The organism is Pseudooctadecabacter sp., from assembly GCF_965657175.1.
Taxonomy (GTDB): Bacteria; Pseudomonadota; Alphaproteobacteria; order Rhodobacterales; family Rhodobacteraceae; genus Octadecabacter.
In genome coordinates this window covers 78,975-102,191 of the sequence record NZ_CBFHNH010000008.1, presented here as the reverse complement: position 1 = coordinate 102,191, position 23,217 = coordinate 78,975, and the positions used below count along the sequence as shown (strand labels likewise).

Below are 23,217 nucleotides of genomic sequence, written 5' to 3'. Positions count from 1 at the left end.
ACAGGCCCAATGTGCGCCAAACCTAGGGGGCAAACATGTATTCAGCAGCCATCACCGGATCGGGCGTTTTTACCCCCGAACACGTTATAACAAACGACGAATTGGTCGCGGCCTTCAATGCCCATGCGGACCTGTTCAACGCTGAAAACGCCGACGCAATCGCGGCGGGTGACATCGCAGAAAAACCCCATTCGTCATCTGACTTTATCCTTGCGGCATCGGGCATTGAGCGGCGCTATGTCCTTGATAAAACGGGCGTCCTTGACCCTACGCGCATGTTTCCGTCCCTTCCGGACCGCCGCGATGATGAACCGTCCCTAATGGCGGAAATGGCCGCTGACGCAGCCCTTCAGGCACTGGCACAGGCAGGTCGCGCCGCAGACGATGTAGACGCTGTCATTTGTGCCGCCTCCAACCACGAACGCGCCTACCCCGCGATTGCCGTGGAAATCCAACAGATGCTGGACATTCAGGGCTTTGCCTTTGACATGAACGTGGCCTGTTCTTCCGCGACGTTCGGCATTCAAACCGCAGCTGACATGATCCGGTCAGGCTCGATCCGCAGCGCACTGGTGATCTGCCCCGAGATTTGCTCCGCCCATCTGGAATGGCGCGACCGCGACTGTCATTTCATCTTTGGTGATGTGGCCACGGCGCTTTTGATTGAACGGGACGAAGACTTGCAAACCCCGCATTTCAAAATCAAATCTACCCGTCTGGCGACGCAATTCTCCAACAACATCCGCAACAACAACGGCTTTTTGCGCCGGACCCGCGACAAGATGGAAGACCGGCGCGACATGCAGTTCATGCAAAACGGCCGTAAGGTGTTCAAAGAGGTCTTGCCGCTGGTCAGCAAACACATCGCAGGCCACATGGACGACGAAGGCGTGAATGCCGATGATCTGAAACGGTTGTGGCTGCATCAGGCCAACAAATCCATGAACGACTACATCGGAAAAAAGGTCTTGGGCCGCACACCGGAAGAGGGCGAACAGCCCAATATTCTGCAGGATTACGCAAATACCTCCTCCGCCGGTTCGATCATCGCGTTTTCCAAGTATTCTGACGACCTACAGCCCGGCGACCATGGCTTGATTTGTTCGTTCGGGGCGGGCTATTCCGTAGGCTCAGTGATCTTGGAGAAAGCCGAATGAGGACTGCCCTTACACTTGCCGCTCTGACCCTGCTGGCCGCCTGCGGCGTGCCTTTCGTGCCGTTCATCTAGAATTAAGGTTAACGCGCCGCCGCCCCATCTCGCGCGCCCCGTTGGAGGCTTTCAGGGACGGCTGAAACTCTCTGGTTTTCAAATACCTCGGGGGGAGGCCGAAGGCCGGGGGGCAGCGCCCCCTTACGAACTCACCCGCTTGTGGACGTCCTCAAGGCTTTCAACCCGTTCCGAATACCGATCCACCAACATGTCCTTGCGGCCTCGGGTCATGACAGTGAACCGCGCAAGTTCTTCCATGACGTCAACGATCCGGTTATAGAGCGATGAGGGTTTCATCCGGTCGCCGTCAAATTCCTTCCATGCCATCGGCACCGAGGATTGATTGGGGATTGTCACCATCCGCATCCAACGCCCCAGAATACGCATCTGATTGACCGTGTTGAACGACTGCGAGCCGCCCGACACCTGCATCACCGCGAGCGTTTTGCCTTGAGTGGGCCGGATGCCCCCGATGGGCGCCAGCGGCAGCCAATCGATTTGGGTTTTCATTATGCCGGTCATGGCACCGTGACGTTCCGGCGATGACCAGACCATACCTTCGGACCAAAGCGCCAATTGCCGCAATTCTTCAACTTTGGGGTGATCCGCACCTGCGTCATCAGGCAAGGGCAAGCCGCTGGGATCAAAAAACTTTGTTTCACATCCCAAAGCGCGTAAGACCCGTGCGCCTTCTTCGGCGGCAGCGCGGGAATAGCTGGTGTCGCGCAAGGACCCGTACAAAAGCAGGATTCGCGGCGGGTGGTCCGGCTCATCCGGTCCGACAAGGGCCGCCATGTCCAACGGCTTAAGCTGCCCAGCCACAAGGTTGGGCATATCGGACGAGTCGATCTCAGCCACTTTCATCTTCAAGATGCAGCTTCATGTCGATCAGGACCTTTTGCAACTCAACCGTTTCGCGCAGCAGTCGTTTTGCCTCGTTCACGGTGATGATCCCGTCTTCGATGGATTGCTGGTATTCGGCCATCAACATGGCGAACCGTTGGCTAAGCGCGATGACGTCCGCGTTGATCCCGCCTTCGGAATTCTTGGGCGCGCTGTCTTTGTTTAGCGTGCTGCCATGCAATTCAGCCAAGGCGGATGTCACATGGGGATAGCTTGCGGCGGCCTCAAGCTGGGCAACAGCATCCACAGGCATGAACCGGTCCGAATGTTCGTCGGAATCGGAATAATAGCGCCCAAGCGTTGCTTTCGATTTGCCCGTCAATTCGCAGGCAGGTTCAATACCCACATCTTTCACCAAGGCTTCGGTGTGTTTTTTCAAGTAGCTGCCAATGCCAGCCATATGTCTCGTCCCTCATTTTGGTGGTGAGGGGAATGACCCCAATCTTTTCCCATAAACCACCCCATCCATTTTTGACAGATATAGAGCAATGGGTCGGTTTGAAAGACCGAACTCGACCAGATCGGCGTCCCCAACGCCGTAGGACCAAGGGAAGCGGACCCCATCCAGGGTTGAATGACAAACATTTGACTTCCGCGACCCTTGGGCCGCTGTTTCGTAAAGGCGTGTATTTGCCTGCCACTCACGGACGAAACGTCGTCGCTGGCCCTTGCAACGGGGTCAGCGGCGGGTCATTTAACGGGCCCATGGCGAAGCTCTATTTCAACTACTCCACAATGAATGCCGGCAAATCGACGGTGTTGCTGCAGGCCGCGCACAATTACGCGGAACGCGGCATGCAAACCTATTTGTTGACCGCGCAATTTGACAACCGGGCGGGCGAAGGCCGGATCGCAAGCCGGATCGGCATCGGGGCTGAGGCGGACACCTATGCCCATTCCGACGATCTGTTCCGCAAGATCGAGGCGCGTCTGGCCGCAGGCCCTTGCGCCTGCGTTTTCGTGGACGAGGCGCAGTTTCTGTCTGCCGATCAGGTCTGGCAACTGGCGCGAGCTGTGGATGATCTGGGCGTTCCGGTGATGGCGTACGGGCTGCGTGTCGATTTCATGGGGGAGCTTTTCCCCGGGTCTGCCGCCTTGCTGGCGCTGGCCGATGAAATGCGCGAGGTCCGCACGATCTGTCATTGCGGCAAGAAGGCCACCATGGTGATCCGCACGGACGCGGACGGCACTGTCGTCACCGGTGGCAATCAGGTGCAGGTGGGCGGCAATGAAACCTACGTCAGCCTATGCCGCCGTCATTGGCGGGAGGCGATGGAGGGCGACGGAGACACTTTGGTCTGAGCGCAATGCGCCTGCGGCGGGCGGGGGGCCAAAATTCTACGAATTTTGGCGGGCCTCCGGCGGGAGTATTTTGGGCAAAACGAAACAGGGGGAGCGTTAGTTCACCCGTTGCGGTGGGTCGCGCCCTTCGGACCAGGCGATGATATTGTCCAGCGCCATTTGCGCCATGGCCTGCCGGGTTTCCGCTGTGGCAGAGCCCAGATGCGGCAGCAGCACGCAGTTTTCGAGCGCGCGCAACCGTTCGGGCACGTGCGGTTCGTTTTCATAGACATCCAGACCCGCACCGGTGATCTGGCCGTCTTCAAGGGCTGCGATCAAAGCGGCCTCATCCACGACCTCACCGCGGGAAATGTTCACGAAGATGCCGCTCGGTTTCATCTGTGCCAAAGCATCAGCGTCGATGAGTTTCGTGGTGCCAGCGCCTCCCGGTGTGGCGACCACGACAAAGTCTGCGGCGGCCATGACCTCATGCAGGGACCCAAGTTGGGTTGCGGGCACCGCCGTCACTTTGGGGGAGCGGTTGTGGAACACCACGTCCATGCCGAACCCGTAGTGACACCGCGCCGCAATCGCCTGCCCGATCCGGCCCATGCCGATCACCCCAAGGGTTTTGCCTGTCACATGGGTGCCCAGCAGGCCCTTCACATCGAACCCGCCCCACGCGGCGGAGCGCACCATGCGTTCGCCCTCGCCCGCGCGTCGTGCGGTGGCTAAGAGCAACGTCAAGGCGATGTCGGCGGTGGCATCGGTGAGAACATCGGGGGTGTTGGACACGGTGACGCCAGCCGCCGCGGCCGCCTTCGTGTCGATGTGGTTGTAGCCCACACCGAAATTGCCCAGCATTTTGCAGCGGACGTCACCGGCAAAGGCGTCAGCGGTGAAGGCATCGCCCAAGGTCGGCAGGATGGCGTCGTAGGTGGCCAGCGCTTGCGCGCAATCCCGCGTGGACAGTGCGCCGCCTGCGTGGACGGTCACATCAAACAGGCTGCGGGCCTGATCCAGAACGGGGTCTGCGATGGGGCGGGTGATCAGCAGCTTCAGCACATGCGTTCTCCGATAGGGATTTCTTTGTCGGGCGCGATCAGCACAACGCCGCCGTCTGGGTCATGGGCGCCCAGCACCAGAACCTCGGACATGAAGGGGCCGATCTGGCGGGGCGGGAAATTGACGACACCCATGACCTGCCGCCCCACCAGCGTGTCGGGTGTGTAATGGGCAGTGATCTGGGCGGAGGTTTTACGCTCCCCAATCTCAGGGCCGAAATCGATCCACATTTTGATGGCGGGTTTGCGCGCCTCGGGAAACGGTTCGGCGCGGATCACACGACCCACGCGGATGTCGACCTTGAGGAAATCGTCAAAACTGATGTCAGCCATTTGCAAGCTCGCGTGATCTGTCGGCGGCGGCTTTGACCGCGCGGCGTATCAGGGCGGGGAAGCCTTCGGTGTCGTTCGTCAAGACCTCCAACGCGGCTTGGGTGGTGCCACCGGGGGAGGTTACATTGATGCGCAACTGGCTGGGGTCCTCATCCGCGTCCTCGGCCAACTGCCCTGCCCCGCCGACGGTTGCTTTGGCCAGCGCTAGGGCGAGGTCTGCGGGCAGACCCTCGGCCTCACCCGCCTGTGCCAATGTTTCAATCAGGTGGAAGACATAGGCGGGACCCGAGCCGCTGAGGGCCGTCACAGCGTCCATCTGGCCCTCGCCCTCCAGCCGGACGACCTGCCCCACAGCGGACAGCAAGGCATCGGCCATGTTCATGTCGGCGTCTGTGGCGTGGGCATTGCCGACGATCGCCGTGATCCCGCGCCCGATGGCAGCAGGCGTGTTGGGCATGGCGCGAATGATAGGGCTTTGTGCGCCCAGCGCCCCTTCAAACGTGGTGATCGCGGTGCCTGCGGCGACGGAGAGGAAGACGGTCTTACTATTGCCAAGGGCGGCCATCGTGGGCAGCGCATCACCCATCATCTGGGGTTTTACCGCGATCAGCGCCACGGCGGGCGCATCTGGCACGCCAGCGTTGATGTGCACGCCCGTGCCACGCAGCCAGTCCGACGGGTTCGGGTCCAGCACCCAGACGGAGGAGGCAGGCAGACCGCCCTTGAGCCAACCCGCAAGCATCGCGGACCCCATTTTGCCACAGCCGAGCAGGACCAGACCGTCCTGCGCCACACGTTCCATCGACATGAAAACCCCCGCTTGTTCGGCCCGACGTTAGGCCGCACAGAACGGGGGGTCAAACGGTTGTGACTGTAGGTTTAGGCCGTGCCGTAGGCTTCGGTGATGGCGACCTCAAGGGCTTCTTTGGGGGTGCGCTCGGCCCATGTGACCAGCTGGAACGCGGGATAGAACCGTTCCGCGCTAAGAACGGCGGCGTTGATCATCGTGTCGATCTGTTCGGGTCCTGCGACCTGTTCGCCGGCCAGCACCAGCCCGTAGCGGTAGACCATCAGTTTTTGTTCGGCCCAATAGGTAAACGCCCCCGCCCAGCATATGTCGTTCGTGCGGTTGAGGCATTCATAGAGCGCAGGCAAACGGTCCGCGGGCGGTTCCATTTCAAAGGTGCAGATCAGGCGCAGGGTCTGGTCATAGGCCGACCAAGCCAGCGTGATCGAATAGGTCCGCCACTGGCCTTCGACCGCGAAAGCGATCTGGTCATCGTGGATGCGGTCGAATTCCCAGTCGTGATGTTCGGCAATGTGTTCCACCAGATCAATCGGGTGAATGTCATCAACGCTGTCGTAATGTTCGGTGAGTGCCATGGGCCTGAACCCTCCTGTCCATCCAGAGCGCCCTGGCAGGGGCGGATATCTGGTGTTCTGCTCAAGGGAGTGGGTACATAGCCGCACTCCTTACCACATATCGTGGGGGCTGAGGCGGGGTTCTGTAAAGTCTTTTCTTGGGGATAAGCGTCGCGATGCCCGAATTTTCAGGGGATAAGCCTGTTTTTTCATGGGTTTGTTAACCTTTGCGGGGTCTTGTGGTCGCTTGGTACCTTGGGCAGGGTGCTTGAGACGGATTTGCGAAAGGACGCCCCATGAACATCGATCTGCTGCGCACATTGTGTCAAACGCCTGGCGTGCCCGGCCATGAGGACCGGGTGCGCGACCTGATCAAGGCGGAAACCGAGGGCCTATTTGATGACGTGACCGAAGACCCGATGGGGTCGCTGCACTGCGTGCGCCGCGCCAAAGGGGACGGTGCACCCAAGATCATGTTGCTGTGCCACATGGATGAAATCGGCTTTCTGGTCAGCCATATCAGCGACAAGGGCTTCTTGTACCTGCAGCCGGTAGGCGGGTTCGATCCGCGCAACCTGTTTTCGCGCCGCGTGCTGGTTTGCACCGAAGATGGCGATCTGAAGGGGGTGATGAACCCCGGCGGCAAGCCCATCCATATTTCGTCACCCGAAGATCGCAAGAAGGTGCCTGAGGTCGGGGAATTTTTTGTCGACACGGGGCTTGGGGAAGCCGCGAAAGAGCGTGTGAAGATCGGGGATTTCGTCGTCATGGATGAGCCGCTGATTGAGATCGGTGATAAGATCGTCAGCAAGGCCTTGGACAACCGGATCGCATGTTGGCTGGGGATTGAGGCCATTCGCGCCCTCAAGGACAGCGGTCGCGGGGCGGAGGTTCATGTGGTCTTCACCAGCCAAGAAGAAGTGGGCCTGCGCGGGGCGCGGACAGCCTCACACAGGGTGCAACCCGACATCGGGATCGGGATTGACGTGACCCTTTCCTGCGACACACCGGGCGTGCCGGACCATCTGACGACGACCGTTCAGGGCAAGGGCGTGGGCCTGCACATGCGCGACAGCAGTTTTATCGCGGACAAAGCGCTGGTGCGTGAGATGGAACAGATCGCCCAAGACAACGACATCCCCTATCAGCGCACCATGCTGGCCGCAGGCGGGTCGGATTCAGCCGCAGCGCAACAGGCAGCTTCCGGCGCGCGGGTTGTGGGGATCGCGGTGGGCACACGGTATATCCACACGGTGACCGAAATGGTCCATGCCTCCGATCTGGAGGCCGCGCGGGATTTGCTGACGGCCTATCTGGCCGCACAGGACTAGGCGTGGACGTGGCCCCAGACCTTTGAAATCACGACGGAGCCTTCGCCCACGGCGGAGGCCACCCGTTTCACCGACCCCGACCGCACATCGCCCACAGCGAAGATGCCAGGGTGCGAGGTTTCATGCCCGCCCCCAGTGGTGATGACAAACCCCCTATCGTCCAAATCCACCAGTCCCGTTAACCAACCGGTGTTGGGGGCCGCACCCACCATGACAAAAACCGCGCGGCTGTTGACCGTCCAGTCCTGTCCGGCCGCCTTGTCGCGGATCGTGACCTTTTCCAATGCGTCCCCGCCGTGCAGGCCCGTCAGTTCCGTGCGGTAGTGGATCGTGATGGCGGGGTCGGCCTCAAGCCGGGACAACAAATAGTCTGACATCGAAGACGCAAGAGACGTCCCGCGCACCAGAATATGGACGTTTTTGGCGGTTCGCGACAAATACATCGCCGCTTGTCCTGCGGAATTTCCCCCGCCGATCACGACCGCTTCGGTCTCTCCGCAAAAACGGGCTTCGGCTTCGGTGGCCGCATAATAGACGCCGATGCCTTCGAAATCTTCGAGCCGGTCAATGGGCAGGCGGCGGTACTGGACACCGGTGGCCACGACGATGGCTTTGGCGCAGACGATATCGCCATCGTCCATGGTGACACAGAACACACCGTCATCGCGTTTTTCGACGCCCACGGCGCGGCGCGGGACGGCAAATTTGGTGCCGAACTTCATCGCCTGAACTTCCCCCCGCCAGCACAAGTCGCCGCCGGAAATACCGGTGGGGAAGCCCATGTAGTTTTCGATCCGGCTTGAGGTGCCTGCCTGTCCGCCAATGGTGTGATTTTCGATCACCAAGGCGCGCATCCCTTCGGCGCCAGCATAAACGCCAGCCGCCACCCCCGCAGGGCCACCGCCCACGATCAACACGTCGAAATCGTCTTCCTTGGACACATCCACATCAAGACCCAGTAGGCGCGCCAAACCACGCGGGGTGGGGTCTGTCACAACCTCTGACGTGCCAAAGATCACCGCCGGTTCCGCGTGACTAAGGTTGCATTCATGGGCCAGCGCCTCGGCCTCATGTTCGCCCAAAGTGAGAGACCGAAAAGGAATGCGGTTGCGGCTGGCAAAGGCCGCCATATTGCGGATATCGCGGCTTTGTTCGGCGCCAATAATGGTCAGCGACGCTTCGCCGCTTTCCAGCAGACGTCGCCTGCGGGCGGCGAAAACAGTGATGATGATATCGCTCATCTCAGGCACTTGGGACATCAGGCGCAGCATGTCGTCGCGCGGCACGCAGATCAGTTCGGTGTCTTTGACGGCCCGTGCGCCCAGCAAAGCCTTCGCCCCGCTGAGAAAACTGATATCGCCAAAGAACTGGCCTGGCCCAAGGGTCGCGCCATCGCCGTAGCGGTTTTGGGTGCGCGGATCGATCGCCTCGACCTCCCCCGATATCAGGTAGTGAAACTCGTCGACGTGTTTGCCCATCTCTTGCAACACGTCCCCCGCCTTAAGGTGCCGCCGTGTGCCTGCCTTGTCCAAAGCGCGCACGTGGCTGTCGTGCAGGGGCGTGCGGATCATGGTGGCCAGATCGGCGGCAAGGGTTTCCATAGGCTATCCTTTCGTGGCGCTGAACAATCCCGTCAGGCTGCGTTGCACCAATGAGGTAATACGCGGTTTGCGTTCGGCCACAAAGGGAAGCGGGCGGCAGACCTCCATGGCAGCGACGCCCACGCGGGCGGTCAACGCCCCGTTGATAATGCCCTCACCGAACCGGCGGGACACCTTTGACAGGACCCCGCCACCGGCCACCGAACTGATCAGGTCATCGCCCACGGCCACAGCGCCCGTGGCCACCAGATGCGACAGCACCTGACGGGTCAGCCGCCATGACCCCAGCGTGCCGGACCGCCCGCCATAGATTTCCGCCACCCGGCGGATCATGCGCATATTGGCCGTCAGCGCCGTGATCACATCCGCCAAGGCCAGTGGGACAATGGCCGTGACGGTGGCGACTTGGCGGGTCGCGGCCTCGACCTCTGCGCGGGCGCGGGCATCAAGGGGCGCGAGGATCGTGGTTTCGGCCAGTCCCAACAGCCCATCCGCGTCGAAGATATCCGTCTGGCGTTCGGCAAAGGCCTCTCGCCCCCAGCGGGTGTCATCGCGACTGCGATAGAGCGCGTCGATCTGGGCGGCGGTGATGCGGGCGGCCGCAAGGCTACCGTCGGCCAAAGCCTCCGCCGCGCCTGACTGGATGCGATCCACACGGCGCAGGCGCCCGAAGGCCGCCAGTTCGCGCACCGTGATCAAAAGCAAAACGAGGCAGAACAGCGCCACCAGACCAGTGGCGATCCAGCCCAAAACGGGCGCGCGGGCGATCAGGCCGGTGACAAAATCCCATGCGGCGATCCCTGCAAAGAACACGATGATCGACGTCAAAAGCCCCCAGAACCAACGCGCCAGCCGGTTCGGACGGCCTGCCGCCATGGCCGCTGCCTGTTGCATGGCGGCGGGGGCTGCGGGTGTTTCAAGATCGGGCACGGGCGGCGCTGTGCTGGGGCTTTGCGCGTCCGTGTCGTCCAGAGCGAACATCACAGGGCCTTTGGGTGCATCGGTCATAACCTGTCCCCCAGCAAAAACTGCGCCGCCTTATCAAGGCGGATGTGTGGTGGCCCCTCGCCGGGTTTCAGCGTCAGGGGGGCCGGTGCGAAAGACATGATTTCATAATCCGCGCCAAGCCAGCCTTCGGCCCCCGCGCGCGCAGGGCCCAGCAGGTGCGCGGGGTCCACGGGCAGCGCGCCGGGATAAAAGGCCGCCTGTTTGTCGGCCCCCAACAGCTGGCCGCGCACCACGCCAAGATCGACGCCAGCGTGGTGGCGACGCTCTTCGACCGTGGTGCGCAGTGCCGCGATGGACATGGCCTGCGTTTGTGCGCCTGAGAAATCGGCGCGGTCCTTGGCGTCGCGCAGCAGGGCCTGCGTGATCGCGGTCAACTGGGGGTGTTGTTCATGGTGCAAATGGTCGGCCTTGGTCGCCGCAAACAGGATTTTGTCGATCCGGCGACCCTGAAACAGCCGCGTGAGGAAATCGTTTCGGCCGGGGCGAAAGGCGGACAGAATGTCGGCCATGGCGCGGCGCATGTCTTCAACCGCTTGAGGACCGCCATGGATCGCACCCAGCACGTCGACCAACACGATTTGACGGTCGAGCTTGGCAAAATGATCGCGAAAGAACGGGCGCACCACGTTGCGTTTGTAGCTTTCATACCGGCGTTCGAATTCCCGCCAGAGGGATTTGCGGCCCGGGTTGTCAATTGCCGGGAGCGGCGCGAAGGTCAGCACGGGCGATCCTTCCAGATCACCAGGCAAAAGGAACCGGCCCGGTGTGCAATCGGAAAAGCCCGCCTCACGCGCGGCCTTCAGATGATCGGTGAACGTCGCGGCGAGGGCTTGCGCACGCGGCTCATCCAATGCTGCCGCAGGATCTGTGTCCTCAAGGGCTTTCTCATAGACCGCCCCGCCGGGACGGCCCGCGATACGCGACAGAACTTCCGCTGACCACGTGGCGAAATCCTTGTCCATCAGGGACAGGTCCAAAAGCCACTCACCCGGGTAGTCGACGATATCAAGATGCACCGTGCGCGGGCCCTGAAACGTGCCCAACAGCCCCTGCGGCTGCACCTTCAGCGACAGGCGCAATTCCGACACCCGCCGTGTCCCGTGGGGCCAATGGGGCTGGGTCGCCGTCAGCGCCGACAGATGCGTTTCATAGTCAAACCGCGCAATCGTGTCATCGGGCTGGGGCTGCAAATATGCTGTCTGGATGTGCCCCGAGGCCGCCGCACGAAACTGCGGCATCCGCCCTCGGTTCAGCAGATTGGCCACGAGTGAGGTGATGAACACCGTCTTGCCTGCCCGACTAAGCCCCGTGACGCCAAGTCGGATGACCTGATCGGTAAAGGGGGCCGTGATCGTATCCGTGACCGCGCCCACACGCCAGATGATCCCGTCTGCAAGTGTTGTGATGACCACCGCGCGGCCCTTTCCCAAGTCGTTCATGCAAAGATAGGGGTGGATAGGGCCAAAGTGTAGGGATTGATTTTGCGCCCCCTTCCCCCTAAGCCGCGCCCATGCCCCGTTTTGCCCTGAAAATCGAATACGATGGTGCGCCATTTGTGGGCTGGCAACGCCAGCAGGCATTGACGTCGGTGCAAGGCGCGATTGAGGCGGCCTTGGCCAAACTTGAACCCCGCGACCATACGATTGCTGCCGCCGGGCGCACAGATGCAGGCGTGCATGCCTTGGGTCAGGTGGCCCATTGCGATCTGGTCAAGGACTGGAACCCGTTCCGACTGTCCGAGGCGTTGAATTACCACCTCAAACCGCAGCCTGTGTCGATCGTGGCCTGCGCGCAGGTCGCAGACGACTGGCACGCCCGCTTTTCAGCGCTTGAACGGCGCTATCTGTTCCGTTTGGTCAGCCGCCGCGCTCCGCTGGTGTTGGAGGCGGGAAAGGTTTGGCAGATCAGCCATGGGCTGGACGCAGAGGCCATGCAGGCCGGGGCCAACCGGCTGCTGGGGTATCACGATTTCACGACCTTCCGGTCCTCCATCTGTCAGGCGGACAGCCCCCTGCGGACACTGGATGAGTTGCGCGTTGAAACGGTGGCCCGCCGCGATGGCGCGCAAGAGGTTAACTTTCACGTCCGAGCGCGGTCGTTTTTGCACAACCAAGTCCGCAGCTTTGTGGGCACCTTGGAACGGGTCGGCGCGGGCGCATGGTCGCCCGACGACGTTGCTGCCGCGCTTGAAGCCCGTGACCGTGCAGCCTGCGGCCCGGTCTGCCCGCCCCATGGCCTCTATCTGGCCGGCGTCACATACTCTGAGGACCCTTTCGTCTAGTCGTTGTCCGTCAGCCCCGCCCCGGCCCCTGCAGCGCGCGAGCTTTCGGTTTCCGGCACAAGGGTCCGTGCCGCCATATCCTGCAGATGCGCCAACAGGTCCGCGCGCAAGATACGGCGCCCCAAGGCAGACGGGGCATCGCCCGTGCCTGACATCGGCTGAACCGTCACTTGGCCCGTCTCCGCCCCCTCTACGGTAAGGCCCACCTGACCGGCCAAAGCCGCGACATAACCCTGAACCAAAGCCAGTTCAGCCACCACGGTTTGCGCCTGCCCGTCTGCAACGACAGCATCCAGCGCCGCTGGAATAGCCCGCACCGCACCGCTGTCACACGGACACACCTGCAAGGCGTTCAGATCGACATAGGCCACCGCCGCTGCCAAATCCTCGGCCAGCCCCACGGGGCACCCCCCACCGCGCGCGGCCTTCAGGACCAACATCTCGACCTCGTTTGCCGACATCTCCATCACGCTCATCCCGCGAAGGTGGGCAGCCACCAATCATCTGCCGCGTCCAATTCATCGGCCAATGGCGCGCCCTGACATAGGGTGATCCGCGTCCAGCGATCCGATTTGGGGTCAAATTTGGCCGCCCCGAAAAACCCCAGCTTGCAGCGCAACATGTCAATCGGCAGACAGTCCCGTCCGATCAAATTGTCCCGAATTTCCGCATAGGGGGCAGCGTCCAGCGATTGCACCCGCCGCACCGCAGCCCGGTGTTCGGGACAGCGCGCCAATAGTGCGGCGACCGTTTCCTTGGGGTCAATATCCGCCGCCATCCGGCACACCTGCCGCGCAATATCGAGGGGACTTTCAAGCTCCGCCCCGGGGTCTTGATGACGCACCCCAAGCCGTGGTTCTGCTTTGGCTTCAGACACATACCAGAATTGGTGGCAGGCCTCGGTCGCATCATAATCACACACGGCCCAGCCCCAATCGCGATCCACCAGCGCGCGCAACGCGGCACCGGTCATGGCCGGATCAAGACGTGGACGGCGTTCGGTCGCCATGGCGTCGGTCAGATCATCCACCAGCGCGCCAAACGGTTCGATCAAAAGGGCCGCCAGCAGTTCCTGCGTGTCGATCGAATAGTCCCCCGCGATCTGAAACAACCGATCCAAGGGGCGAAGGCCCGTCATCAAATCCGGCGTCATCAGGGCCGCGATCTGGGGCCATTCCTGCCGCATCCGGTCGATCCGCGCCTGCCCGATATCATCGGGCACATCCCATTCGGCCAAATGCTGGGCCGCACGCATGGTCAGCCGGTAGATCGTCTCAATCTGCTCTGCACTCAGCGCGTCAACCGCACGCACCCGCGCCAAGGCCGTTTCGCGCGCGGTGATCCAAGCGTTCAACAACATCGGGTGGGACACCAAGAACGGCGCCATGCCAAGTCCGGTGGAATTGCCGATGCCCAGATGCCGCTTAAAACGGGCGTCCAGCGATGCACCACCCACGTGTTCCACCAGATCATGGGTGAACCCACGGATCAGCCAAACCGTTAGCATCTCCGCCATAAAGGGCCCACCAACGCCGGGACGGTGCGCAAATTCAGCGCGGTCCGCGATGCCAAACTTGCCATTGCCATAGACCGCCGTTGTGCGCATCAGATACCCTGTCTGGCGCACCAGATCGGCATTCGGTTGACGGCCTGCGCGCAGGGCCTCGACCACATGGGCAAAGAGGCGCACGGATTTGTTGGCGCGGCTCAGCACCAGATCACGCTTGGTATAGCGCGACGCCTCCTGCTTGGGCGCGGCCTCAACGATCCGTGCGATCTCTACGTCCGTTGGCACCCCATCATACAGCACATAGGCCGTGTCCCAGGCTGTGGCGATCACACGGTCCGTGCGCATTTCGGGCGGCAAATCAGAGGACACAGCGACCAGCGAATAGGTATACCCGCCCAAATCCACGGAATAGACCGCATGCCCAAAACCCTCCGCATCCATGTCCCAAACAGGCCGCGTAACCCGGGCCTCCTCAGCCGACAAACGACGCAACAAGGTCCGCAAAAATGACAACCGCGTAGGAAACGACGCCCCCATGCGCCGCAAGCGCATCACGACCTCAGGCGCACGCAACGCCACTTTCGGCACGTCTTTGCGTTCATCCAGCATGTCCGGCCTCCTGTCTTGATCCGACCTTGCGTTTCTCTGGTTCAAAAATACCTAAAATCCGAACCACCAATCCACGGACATCCCCCTCCGGCTGGACGCCCCTCAAAAAATCATGTGCGCCGCAGGCGCCCATTTTGGTCACGCGTCACCCGGGCCGAAGTTTTCGGCGTAAAAGCGATACCAATTGTCCCCCATGATCCCATCAACCTCGGCCGCCGAAAGCCCTGTTGCCAGCAACCCGTTGCGCAGATTGCCGAAATCACGGTTGTCCTCAAACCAGTCCGGCATGGGCGGGAACCCCGGCGCATCGGCAGACCCTTCGCCGTAATCCACGGCCTTCGACCACCGCCCCACACGCATCCATTCAACAATGCTGTCGGGCTGGTCCTGACACAGGTCCGTGCCGATCCCCAGATGCTTTGCCCCGTAACGATCAGCGGCCTCGGCCACCATGGTACAGAACCCCTCAAGGCTGCAGGCGGACCCGTCTTTCAAGTGATGGGGATAGACCGAAAAGCCCAACATCCCGCCCCGCGCCATCAAGGCACGCAACACGTCATCCCCGAAATTGCGTCGCGCGGGGTGCCACCACGACGGGTTGGCGTGGGTGATGGCGATGGGCCGGGCGGAGGCGTCGATGGCCTCCAACGTCGATCTGTCGCCCGAATGGCTCATGTCGATGACCAGACCCACGCGGTTCATCTCTGCCACGGCCTGTTTGCCGAACCGGGTCAGACCGGTGTCATCGTCCTCATAGCAGCCGGTCGCGAGCAAGGATTGGTTGTTGTAGGTCAACTGCATGAACCGCACACCCAACTGGTGCACGATTTCGATCAACCCAATGTCGTCCTCGATAGGACTAGGGTTCTGAAAACCAAAGAAAATCGCCGTGCGTCCACTGGCTTTGGCCACGTCGATATCGCCCGCCGTTGTGGCGCGCATGATCAGATCGGGGAAGGCCTCAAATCGGCGGTTCCAGGCTTCAAGCTGCAACACCATTTCGCGGAAACTCTCATGATACGCGATGGTGACATGAACGGCATCCACGCCGCCGTCCCGCATCTGGCGAAAGATTTTTTCGGACCAATTGGCATATTGCAGATTGTCGATCAGATAGGTCATGACGGCACCCTGCCTTTGAATGGTCTCTAACGCCAGAAAAAGTGATCGGCGGGGGAACGCCTAAGCCACTTCAGGCGTTTCGCCTGCGGCGGTTGTTCGTTATCACAATGAACACGGGGATAGAGGTGTCATCGGTTATGCGTAAATTATTGTCTCTGCTAGCAGTGTCCGTTTTGCCCCTTCCGGCCTTGTCTCAAAACGTCACTTTAGATGTGACAGGCGGCGACGCCGCACTTGCGACGCGGCTTCAAACGGCGTCCCTGACCCTTGCCCTCGAAGAAGACGGCGCAGAGGCGGCGCAGGATTATGTGGCCGCCGCGCGCGCCGACTATCGCCGGTTGCTGACGGGGCTGTATTCTGCGGGCTACTACGGCGGGACAATTTCGATCCTTGTGGACGGCATAGAAGCGTCGCGTCTTGATCCGCTGGTGCGTCGCGGGTCAGTCAGCCGCGTGGATTTGCGCGTGACAGCGGGGCCGAAATTCACCTTTGGTCGCGCCGATATTGGCCCCTTGGCCCCCGGCACAGAACTTCCCGAAGCTTTCGGTCGCGGGGAAACCGCCGAAGCCGACGTGATCTCGGACGCGGCGCGTGCAGCGGTGGGCGGTTGGCGCGATGAAGGGCGCCCCTTGGCCGATGTCACAGGACAGTCGATCACAGCCCGCCATCCGGACACGGAATTGGATGTCACCGTCACAGTGGACCCCGGCCCAAGGCTCACCTTTGGTGAGGTGTCGGTGCAGGGCAATGACGCGGTAGACACCGACCGCATATTGGCCATCGCGGGCTTTAGGTCCCGCCAGTTCAGCCCCGCCGACATCGCCGAGGCTGAGGCCAATTTACGCCGCACCGGTGCCTTTGCCTCAGCCACGGTGATCGAAGGCGACGCTGCCGTGAACGGGACCCTGCCGATCACCATTTCCGTGGTCGAACAACAGCCCCGCCGCGTGGGCGCGGGCGTGGAGTTTTCAACCGTCTCCGGTCTGACCCTGTCGGGTTTCTGGCTGCATCGCAACTTGCTGGGTGGGGCAGAACGGTTTCGCGTTGACGGCGAAATCACGGGCCTATCGGGGGGCACGGGCGGCATCGATTACAGCCTTGGTGCCACCTATCTGCGCCCCGCAACTTTCCGGTCCGACACCGACCTTTACGCCAACGCCAACATCGCCCAACTGGATGAACCGTCGTTCTTTCAGCGCGACATCTCAGCCGAGGCAGGCATCATCCGGCGCATCGGCACAGACGTCGAATTGCAGTTCGGTCTCGGCCTTGCGGCAGGTGAAGTGTCGGACGATCTGGGGGATCGGTCCTATTCGTTGATCTCCCTGCCTCTGGAAGGCACGATTGACCGGCGCAACAACGAATTCAATCCAACGTCGGGCTACTACGCCAACCTGTCCATCGCGCCCTTTGTGGGCTTTGACGGCACGGACAGCGGCGCGCGGGTGGTGGGCGACGGGCGCATTTACCGCAGCTTTGGCGAAGACGACCGTGTGACGTTGGCCTTTCGCGGGCAGATCGGGTCGATCATCGGCGCGGACGCCGACGGTGTGCCAGCCAGCTATCTGTTCTTTTCAGGCGGCGGCGGTACTGTGCGCGGACAACCCTATCAGTCACTGGCCGTCGATCTAGGGGGCGGCAACGAAATTGGCGGCACGTCCTTTTTCGGCGCCCAGATGGAGGCCCGCGTGAATGTCACCGACACCATTGGCGTCGTCGGGTTTTACGATACGGGCTTTATCGGCACCGATGAATTACCGTTTGAAAACGGCGAATGGCATGCCGGTGCGGGCCTTGGCCTGCGCTACAACACAGGCATCGGGCCGATCCGGCTGGATGTGGCGACCCCGACCACGGGCGACAGTGCCGGTGAACGGGTCGAAGTCTACATCGGGATTGGGCAGGCGTTTTGATGCGGTTTATTTTTCTTTGGGCTGCCGTTTTCTGGGCCGCCTTCACCCCGATCGAGTCCACGGCGCAATCGACCGAAGATGATCGATCGTTCATCACCGGCCTAATTGAGGACGCAATCAACAACGATGAATTAACCGTCAGGTTGATCGGCTTTCAGGGCGCGCTGAGTTCCGAGGCCACGGCGGACGCCATCACCATTGCCGATCCGGATGGTGTTTGGCTGCGCATGGAAGATCTGGTCTTCGACTGGAACCGCTCCGCCCTTCTGGCGGGACGGGTTGAAATTGAAACCCTCAGCGCGGGCGTCATCGACCTGATCCGTCTGCCCACTGCCCAACCAGGTGAGGACACACCCACCGCCGAGGCCACGCCGTTTACCCTGCCCGACCTGCCCGTATCCGTTGATATCAACGAGGTCCGCGCGGATGAAATCATTCTGACCGAGGCCCTATTGGGCGAACCGGTCCGCGCGCGTTTTGAAGGGTCCCTGACCCTCAAAGACGGTGTGGGAGAGACTGATATTCTGCTGGAACGGATCGATGCGAAGGACGGGTTTTTCGACATCGAAGCGCGCTTTGCGTCAGACACCCGCGAATTGGCGCTGATGTTGCGCGCCGAAGAAGGCCAAAACGGCATCGCAGCACGGCTTTTGAACCTGCCGGACCGCCCCTCCGTCGCGCTGACGATCACGGGCGACGCGCCCTTGGATGACTTTATGGGGGACATCGCATTGGCCACCGACGGGGTCGACCGTGTGACCGGAACCGCGCAACTGTCGCGCCCGACTGGCACGGTGGATCAGGCGTTCAAACTGGACCTGAGCGGTGACCTGCAGCCCCTGCTGGCAGATCAATACGACCGTTTCTTTGGCGTCGAAACCCGCCTGCATGTGGAAGGCACATCCTTCGGCACCGGCGGCCTGCGCCTGTCCGATCTGACCATCGCGTCCGAACAGTTGAACCTGCAAGGATCCGCCCAGCTTGACGCCCAAAACTGGCCGGAACGGATTGATCTGCGCGGCCGCCTTGGCACCGCCGACGGCACGCGCGTCCTGCTGCCCATTTCCGGCCCCTCGACCGAGGTCAGCGGCATGTCCCTGAACGTCCAGTATGACGTGAATGAGGGCAATGCATGGACCGGATCGTTCGATATCACATCGCTCCGTCGTGAGGGGCTTTCGATTGACGCACTGGCCCTGTCGGGTGGTGGCATCATCGAACCCGGTGCTGGTGCCGCACGGGGGCGGTTCAGCGCCGATCTGTCCTATGCCGCGCGCGGCTTGATGCTGGATGACCCTGCCCTGCTTGAGGCCGTGGGCCGCGACATCGAAGGCACCATCGACCTTGGCCGCGTGGAAAATGAGCCCTTTGTTCTGCGCAGTCTGACCCTGTCGGGCGCAGGCATTGAGGCGTCGGGCACGGCAATCATTCAAGGCCCCGACGACCGTTTTGCCACCCGCGCGGACCTGACGGTTGAGGCGCAGGATTTCAGCCGCTTCGCAGCCCTTTCGGGGCTGGATTTGACCGGTGAAGGCAAGATCGATCTGGACGGCACTGCACAGCCCTTTGATGGTATTTTCGACCTTGATCTGCGGGCGCAGACCCGTGATCTGGCGCTGGGGATTGATCAAGCGGATCCGCTGTTGACGGGCCTGACCGATCTGTCGCTGAGCCTTGAACGCGACACCACGGGCATCACTCTGCGCCAGATCAATCTGTCCGGCGATGCAGTGGAGGCCACGGGACAGGCCACGCTGTCCTCAACCGGTGCGGCGGCCACGTTTGTGGCACAGCTGTCCGATCTGGCGCTGATCGCCCCCGATCTGTCCGGCCCCGCCACGATTGAGGCCGATGTGTCCACGGATGAGGACGGCACAATCACCCTGACCACCACAGCCGACGCCCCCCAAGCGGATGCCACCGTGGATGCCATCGCCCGCCAGATCGAAGGGGGCTACGACGTGACCTCAACCGCCGCCGTATCGGTGAACGATTTGCGGGCCTACGGGGCGCTGGTCGGGCAGCGCCTGACGGGCGGCGTGTCGGTCAATCTGGACGGCACTTACAACACGGCGACGGGCGCTTTGCAGGCCGATGTGGCAACCCAAACCCGCGACATCGGGATCGGCACATCGACCGTAGACCGCATCCTTGCGGGTCTGGGGCGGATCAACGCCAACGTCAGCCTTAGCGAAGCGGGCCGCTTGCGGCTTGATGCTTTGGATGCGAATTTTCCGAACCTCACCCTGACGGGGGATGTGACATCTTCGGGCGCGGACACCGTGGCTGATCTATCCGTGCGGCTGCGGGATGTCGCCCTGTTGGCGTCGGATTTTTCGGGCCCGTTGACGGCGGATGTGACCGCCCGACAGGACGCCAGCGGGTGGAACGTGACAGCAGCGGCAGACGGCCCTGCGGGCACGGCCGCACAGGCGTCCGGCAAGGTCTTCAATTCCGGCCAGCTTGATTTGGACGTGACCGGATCGGCGCCCTTGGCACTGGCAAACCTTTACATCGCACCGCGTCAGATCAACGGGCGCGCGGACTTCAATCTGTCGGTCAATGGCCCCCCCGCCCTGTCATCGGTCCGTGGCCCCGTGCGGATCAGCAACGCCCGCCTTGCGGCCCCCACCCTTGGGCAAGCGGTGGAGAATTTGAACGGCGCGCTGACCCTTGCGGGCGGCACGCTGCGGATCGATTTGGCCGGACAAAGCAGTGCTGGAGGTGATCTCAGCGTGAGTGGTCCTGTTGACCTTGCGTCGCCGTTTCAGGCGGCATTGCGGGTGGGTCTGGCGGATATCGTGCTGCGTGATCCGAACCTTTACCGGACCACGGCAGACGGCGCGATCACCGTCGACGGCCCCTTGGCGGGGGGCGCGCGCATTGCCGGACGGATTGATTTGGGTGCGGCTGAAATTCAGGTCCCCACAACAGGATCAAGTGCTTTGGGCAGCCTGCCTGAGGTCACGCATCTGGGCCCGCGCACAGATGTGCGCGCCACGCTGGAACGGGCCGGTGTCGGCGTGCAGGCCGAGAGCAGCGGAACCGCTGCGGCCATGGGGCCGGGCTATCCGATTGATCTGACGATCCGCGCACCCAGCCAGATTTTCGTGCGCGGGCGGGGGCTGGACGCGGAACTTGGCGGGCAATTGCGCCTGTCTGGGACCACCAACAACATCATCCCCATCGGACGGTTTGATCTGGTCCGTGGCCGGTTGAGCATTCTGGGCCAGCGGTTTGAATTGGACGAAGGGTTTGCCCAGCTGCAGGGGGATTTCTCACCCTTTTTGCGGCTGGTGGCACGGACGGAAACCCAGACCGGCACGATTGTTAGTATCGTCGTCGAAGGCGAACCGGACACCATAGACGTGCGATTCGAAAGCACGCCGGAAATGCCGCAGGATGAGGTTCTGGCGCAGCTTTTGTTCGGGCGTGATTTGTCATCCATTTCGCCGCTACAGGCGGTGCAACTGGCCTCCGCCGTGGCGACCTTGGCGGGATCAGGCAACGGGGGCGTGATCAATTCGTTCCGTCAGGATCTCGATCTGGATGATCTGGACATCATCACCGATGAGGACGGCAATGCCGCCGTGCGGGCCGGGAAATATCTGTCCGAGAACGTCTACACGGATGTGACCGTGGGCGCAGGAGGCACGTCCGAGATCAACCTCAACATCGATATTGATCGCAATTTCACCGCACGTGGGACGGTGACGTCCGATGGTGAAACCTCGGTCGGGTTGTTTTTCGAACGCGACTATTGATGAAATTCGAATGGGCTTCGCCCATCCGATCCGGGCGCGCACTGCGCGCGCGCCCGTTTTAGGTATTTGAGAACCAGAGAATTTAGGCCGTGTTAAGCCATCAAACCCGGTGATCCGAGGGCGGGATCGTGTTCGGCCACGAAATGACCGGGAGCGATTTCGACCATGCGCGGGCGGTATTGATCCGCGTCCGGATCGTTCACCAGTTTCGACGGCATGAACCGCAGCTGCGCGCGGGTATCCAGAGGGCTGGGCAGATCACCTTCGAGGATCAGCCGTTCCTTGGCGCGTTCGACCTTTGGGTCCGGCGTGGGGACGGCGGAAATCAACGCTTTGGTATAGGGATGCGTCGCGTGATCGTAGATTTGGTCGCGGCCCGCATATTCGACCACCCGCCCCAGATAGAGGACCATGATGCGGTGGCTGACCTCACGCACAACACTGAGGTCGTGGGAGATGAACATCATCGTCAGGTCCATCTTCTTTTGCAGCTCAATCAACAGGTCAATCACCTGCGCTTGAACGGACACATCGAGGGCCGACACCGCCTCATCGCAAATCACAAGTTTGGGTTCGGTGATGATGGCGCGGGCGATGCCCACACGTTGGTTTTGGCCACCCGAGAGTTCATGCGGGTAGCGGTTGATCATGTCAGGGTCGAGGTCGACCTGCGCCAGCATTTTACGCACGCGCGCGGTGCGCTCAGTGCGGGTCATGTCGGGCCGATGCAGCTGCAGCGGCTCGGCGATGGAGGCGCCGATGGTCATGCGCGGGTTGAGCGATGCCAGCGGGTCTTGGAACACGATTTGCAGGTCTTTGCGCAAGCCCCGCATCTGGCCACGTTCCCAGCCGGAGATGTCTTGGCCCAGCCATGCGACCGTCCCGTTGGTGGGCGGGATCAGGTTGAGCACCCCGCGCGCGAGAGTGGATTTGCCGCAACCGCTTTCGCCCACCACACCCAGTGTTTCACCGGGGCGCAGGTCAAACGACACGCCATCCACCGCGCGCAACAGCTTGGTGCGACCGAACAAGCCGCCTTTCATGCGGATGGGAAAATGGACCTTCATGTCATCGACTTTGAGGATCGGGTCTTGGGGGGCAATGGGTTCAATCGACGGACGACCCCCCCGATCCAACTGGTCGATACGCGGAACGGAGGAGAGCAGCATTTTGGTATACTCATGCTGCGGGTCATAGAAAATTTGATCGACCGGTCCGGCCTCAACGATCTCACCTTTGCGCATGACGATGATGCGTTGGCACATGCGGGCGACGACGCCCATGTCGTGGGTGATCAGCGCGATGCCGGTGTTGGTCTCACGCCGCAGATCGTCCATCAGTTCGAGGACTTGGGCCTGCACTGTCACATCAAGCGCGGTGGTTGGTTCATCGGCCAACAGCAATTCAGGTTCGCAGAGCATCGCCATGGCGATCATGACGCGCTGGCGCATCCCGCCAGAGAGTTCATGCGGGTACTGGCGCATCCGGCGCGCGGCTTCGGGGATGCGGACCTTTTCGAGCCATGCGATGCACTTTTCGTCTGCCGCACGACCCGTCAGGCCTTTGTGAATTTGCAGAATTTCGCGCATCTGCTGGCCGATTTTCATCTGCGGTGTCAGGGCCGTCAGCGGGTCCTGAAAGATCATCGACATCTTGGCGCCACGGATTTTTTCCAGCTGGCGCGTTGGCATGGACAGCATGTCTTGGCCGTCAAATTCGATCATCCCCTCCGCACGGCCATTGCGCGCCAAAAGCTGCATAGCGGACAGGGCCGATTGGCTTTTGCCGGACCCGGATTCGCCGACAATGCCCAGACATTCGCCGGGGGCCACGGCAAAGGTTACGCCTTTGACAGCGTCGACCGTGCCGTCGGGGGTTTCGAATTTAACGGTCAGGTCTTTGACGGATAGAATGGGTTTGGTCAT

At 61.7% G+C, this 23,217-nt stretch carries 19 protein-coding genes; 6 read left to right on the top strand and 13 right to left on the bottom strand.

Features of this window, described 5'->3' with window-relative positions; all coding sequences use genetic code 11:
- Positions 1-35 precede the first annotated feature (35 nt).
- A complete protein-coding gene (locus ACTG36_RS08995; protein ID WP_375281294.1) occupies positions 36-1,157 on the top strand; it encodes a beta-ketoacyl-ACP synthase III in 1,122 nt (373 codons plus the stop codon).
- A gap of 194 nt (positions 1,158-1,351) precedes the next feature.
- Here the strand turns inward: ACTG36_RS08995 and arsH are convergent, their stop codons facing one another.
- The gene (gene arsH / locus ACTG36_RS08990) at positions 1,352-2,044 is read right to left on the bottom strand and encodes an arsenical resistance protein ArsH (RefSeq protein WP_439142086.1); all 693 of its coding nucleotides are present in this window, start codon (positions 2,042-2,044) and stop codon (positions 1,352-1,354) included.
- Between the two features lie 16 nt (positions 2,045-2,060).
- Positions 2,061-2,513 carry a hypothetical protein gene (locus ACTG36_RS08985; RefSeq protein WP_375281295.1) on the bottom strand — a complete coding sequence of 151 codons (453 nt, stop codon included), beginning with the start codon at positions 2,511-2,513 and terminating at the stop codon, positions 2,061-2,063.
- A gap of 305 nt (positions 2,514-2,818) precedes the next feature.
- On the opposite strand from ACTG36_RS08985, the gene ACTG36_RS08980 reads away from it, so the two are divergent.
- Positions 2,819-3,415 (top strand): thymidine kinase, encoded by a 597-nt coding sequence (locus tag ACTG36_RS08980; RefSeq protein ID WP_375281296.1) that lies wholly within the window; start codon positions 2,819-2,821, stop codon positions 3,413-3,415.
- Between the two features lie 96 nt (positions 3,416-3,511).
- Here the strand turns inward: ACTG36_RS08980 and ACTG36_RS08975 are convergent, their stop codons facing one another.
- The 4 genes from ACTG36_RS08975 to ACTG36_RS08960 all read right to left on the bottom strand — a co-directional run bounded on the left by ACTG36_RS08975 (position 3,512) and on the right by ACTG36_RS08960 (position 6,174).
- The gene (locus tag ACTG36_RS08975; RefSeq protein ID WP_375281297.1) at positions 3,512-4,459 is read right to left on the bottom strand and encodes a 2-hydroxyacid dehydrogenase; all 948 of its coding nucleotides are present in this window, start codon (positions 4,457-4,459) and stop codon (positions 3,512-3,514) included.
- Positions 4,453-4,791, bottom strand: coding sequence for a tRNA-binding protein (locus tag ACTG36_RS08970; protein WP_375281298.1), 339 nt, complete (start codon positions 4,789-4,791; stop codon positions 4,453-4,455). The genes ACTG36_RS08975 and ACTG36_RS08970 overlap by 7 nt, the downstream gene beginning before the upstream one ends.
- Complete coding sequence (gene proC, locus ACTG36_RS08965; RefSeq protein WP_375281299.1) at positions 4,784-5,599, bottom strand: pyrroline-5-carboxylate reductase; 816 nt, start codon at positions 5,597-5,599, stop codon at positions 4,784-4,786. The genes ACTG36_RS08970 and proC overlap by 8 nt, the downstream gene beginning before the upstream one ends.
- Before the next feature lie 71 nt (positions 5,600-5,670).
- A complete protein-coding gene (locus ACTG36_RS08960) occupies positions 5,671-6,174 on the bottom strand; it encodes a YbjN domain-containing protein (protein ID WP_375281300.1) in 504 nt (167 codons plus the stop codon).
- Between the two features lie 275 nt (positions 6,175-6,449).
- Here ACTG36_RS08960 and ACTG36_RS08955 point away from each other — a divergent pair, with 275 nt between their 5' ends.
- The gene (locus ACTG36_RS08955) at positions 6,450-7,484 is read left to right on the top strand and encodes a M42 family metallopeptidase (RefSeq protein WP_375281301.1); all 1,035 of its coding nucleotides are present in this window, start codon (positions 6,450-6,452) and stop codon (positions 7,482-7,484) included.
- Here the strand turns inward: ACTG36_RS08955 and ACTG36_RS08950 are convergent.
- Genes ACTG36_RS08950 through ACTG36_RS08940 form a run of 3 tightly spaced genes read right to left on the bottom strand, consistent with a single transcriptional unit; the run spans position 7,481 to position 11,505 of the window.
- Complete coding sequence (locus tag ACTG36_RS08950; protein ID WP_439142059.1) at positions 7,481-9,085, bottom strand: FAD-dependent oxidoreductase; 1,605 nt, start codon at positions 9,083-9,085, stop codon at positions 7,481-7,483. The genes ACTG36_RS08955 and ACTG36_RS08950 overlap by 4 nt on opposite strands.
- Positions 9,086-9,088: 3 nt before the next feature.
- Complete coding sequence (locus ACTG36_RS08945) at positions 9,089-10,093, bottom strand: YcjF family protein (RefSeq protein ID WP_439142057.1); 1,005 nt, start codon at positions 10,091-10,093, stop codon at positions 9,089-9,091.
- Positions 10,090-11,505, bottom strand: coding sequence for a YcjX family protein (locus ACTG36_RS08940; protein WP_375281202.1), 1,416 nt, complete (start codon positions 11,503-11,505; stop codon positions 10,090-10,092). The genes ACTG36_RS08945 and ACTG36_RS08940 overlap by 4 nt, the downstream gene beginning before the upstream one ends.
- A gap of 98 nt (positions 11,506-11,603) precedes the next feature.
- Between ACTG36_RS08940 and truA the strand changes: the two genes are divergently transcribed.
- Entirely contained in the window at positions 11,604-12,374 is a 771-nt protein-coding gene (gene truA / locus ACTG36_RS08935) for a tRNA pseudouridine(38-40) synthase TruA (protein ID WP_375281203.1), read from the top strand.
- Here the strand turns inward: truA and ACTG36_RS08930 are convergent.
- From ACTG36_RS08930 to ACTG36_RS08920, 3 genes are all read right to left on the bottom strand, one after another.
- Positions 12,371-12,841, bottom strand: a complete 471-nt coding sequence (locus ACTG36_RS08930; protein ID WP_375281204.1) for a DUF3726 domain-containing protein — start codon at positions 12,839-12,841, stop codon at positions 12,371-12,373. The two genes, truA and ACTG36_RS08930, sit on opposite strands and share 4 nt — an antisense overlap.
- A gap of 5 nt (positions 12,842-12,846) precedes the next feature.
- Entirely contained in the window at positions 12,847-14,493 is a 1,647-nt protein-coding gene (locus tag ACTG36_RS08925; RefSeq protein ID WP_375281205.1) for a hypothetical protein, read from the bottom strand.
- Between the two features lie 138 nt (positions 14,494-14,631).
- The gene (locus tag ACTG36_RS08920) at positions 14,632-15,615 is read right to left on the bottom strand and encodes a membrane dipeptidase (protein WP_439142054.1); all 984 of its coding nucleotides are present in this window, start codon (positions 15,613-15,615) and stop codon (positions 14,632-14,634) included.
- A gap of 137 nt (positions 15,616-15,752) precedes the next feature.
- On the opposite strand from ACTG36_RS08920, the gene ACTG36_RS08915 reads away from it, so the two are divergent.
- Positions 15,753-17,528 (top strand): autotransporter assembly complex protein TamA, encoded by a 1,776-nt coding sequence (locus tag ACTG36_RS08915; protein WP_375281207.1) that lies wholly within the window; start codon positions 15,753-15,755, stop codon positions 17,526-17,528.
- The gene (locus ACTG36_RS08910; protein ID WP_439142052.1) at positions 17,528-21,292 is read left to right on the top strand and encodes a translocation/assembly module TamB domain-containing protein; all 3,765 of its coding nucleotides are present in this window, start codon (positions 17,528-17,530) and stop codon (positions 21,290-21,292) included. Before ACTG36_RS08915 ends, ACTG36_RS08910 begins: the two co-directional genes overlap by 1 nt.
- 92 nt (positions 21,293-21,384) lie before the next feature.
- Here ACTG36_RS08910 and ACTG36_RS08905 read toward each other — a convergent pair whose 3' ends face one another.
- Positions 21,385-23,217, bottom strand: coding sequence for an ABC transporter ATP-binding protein (locus ACTG36_RS08905; RefSeq protein ID WP_375281209.1), 1,833 nt, complete (start codon positions 23,215-23,217; stop codon positions 21,385-21,387).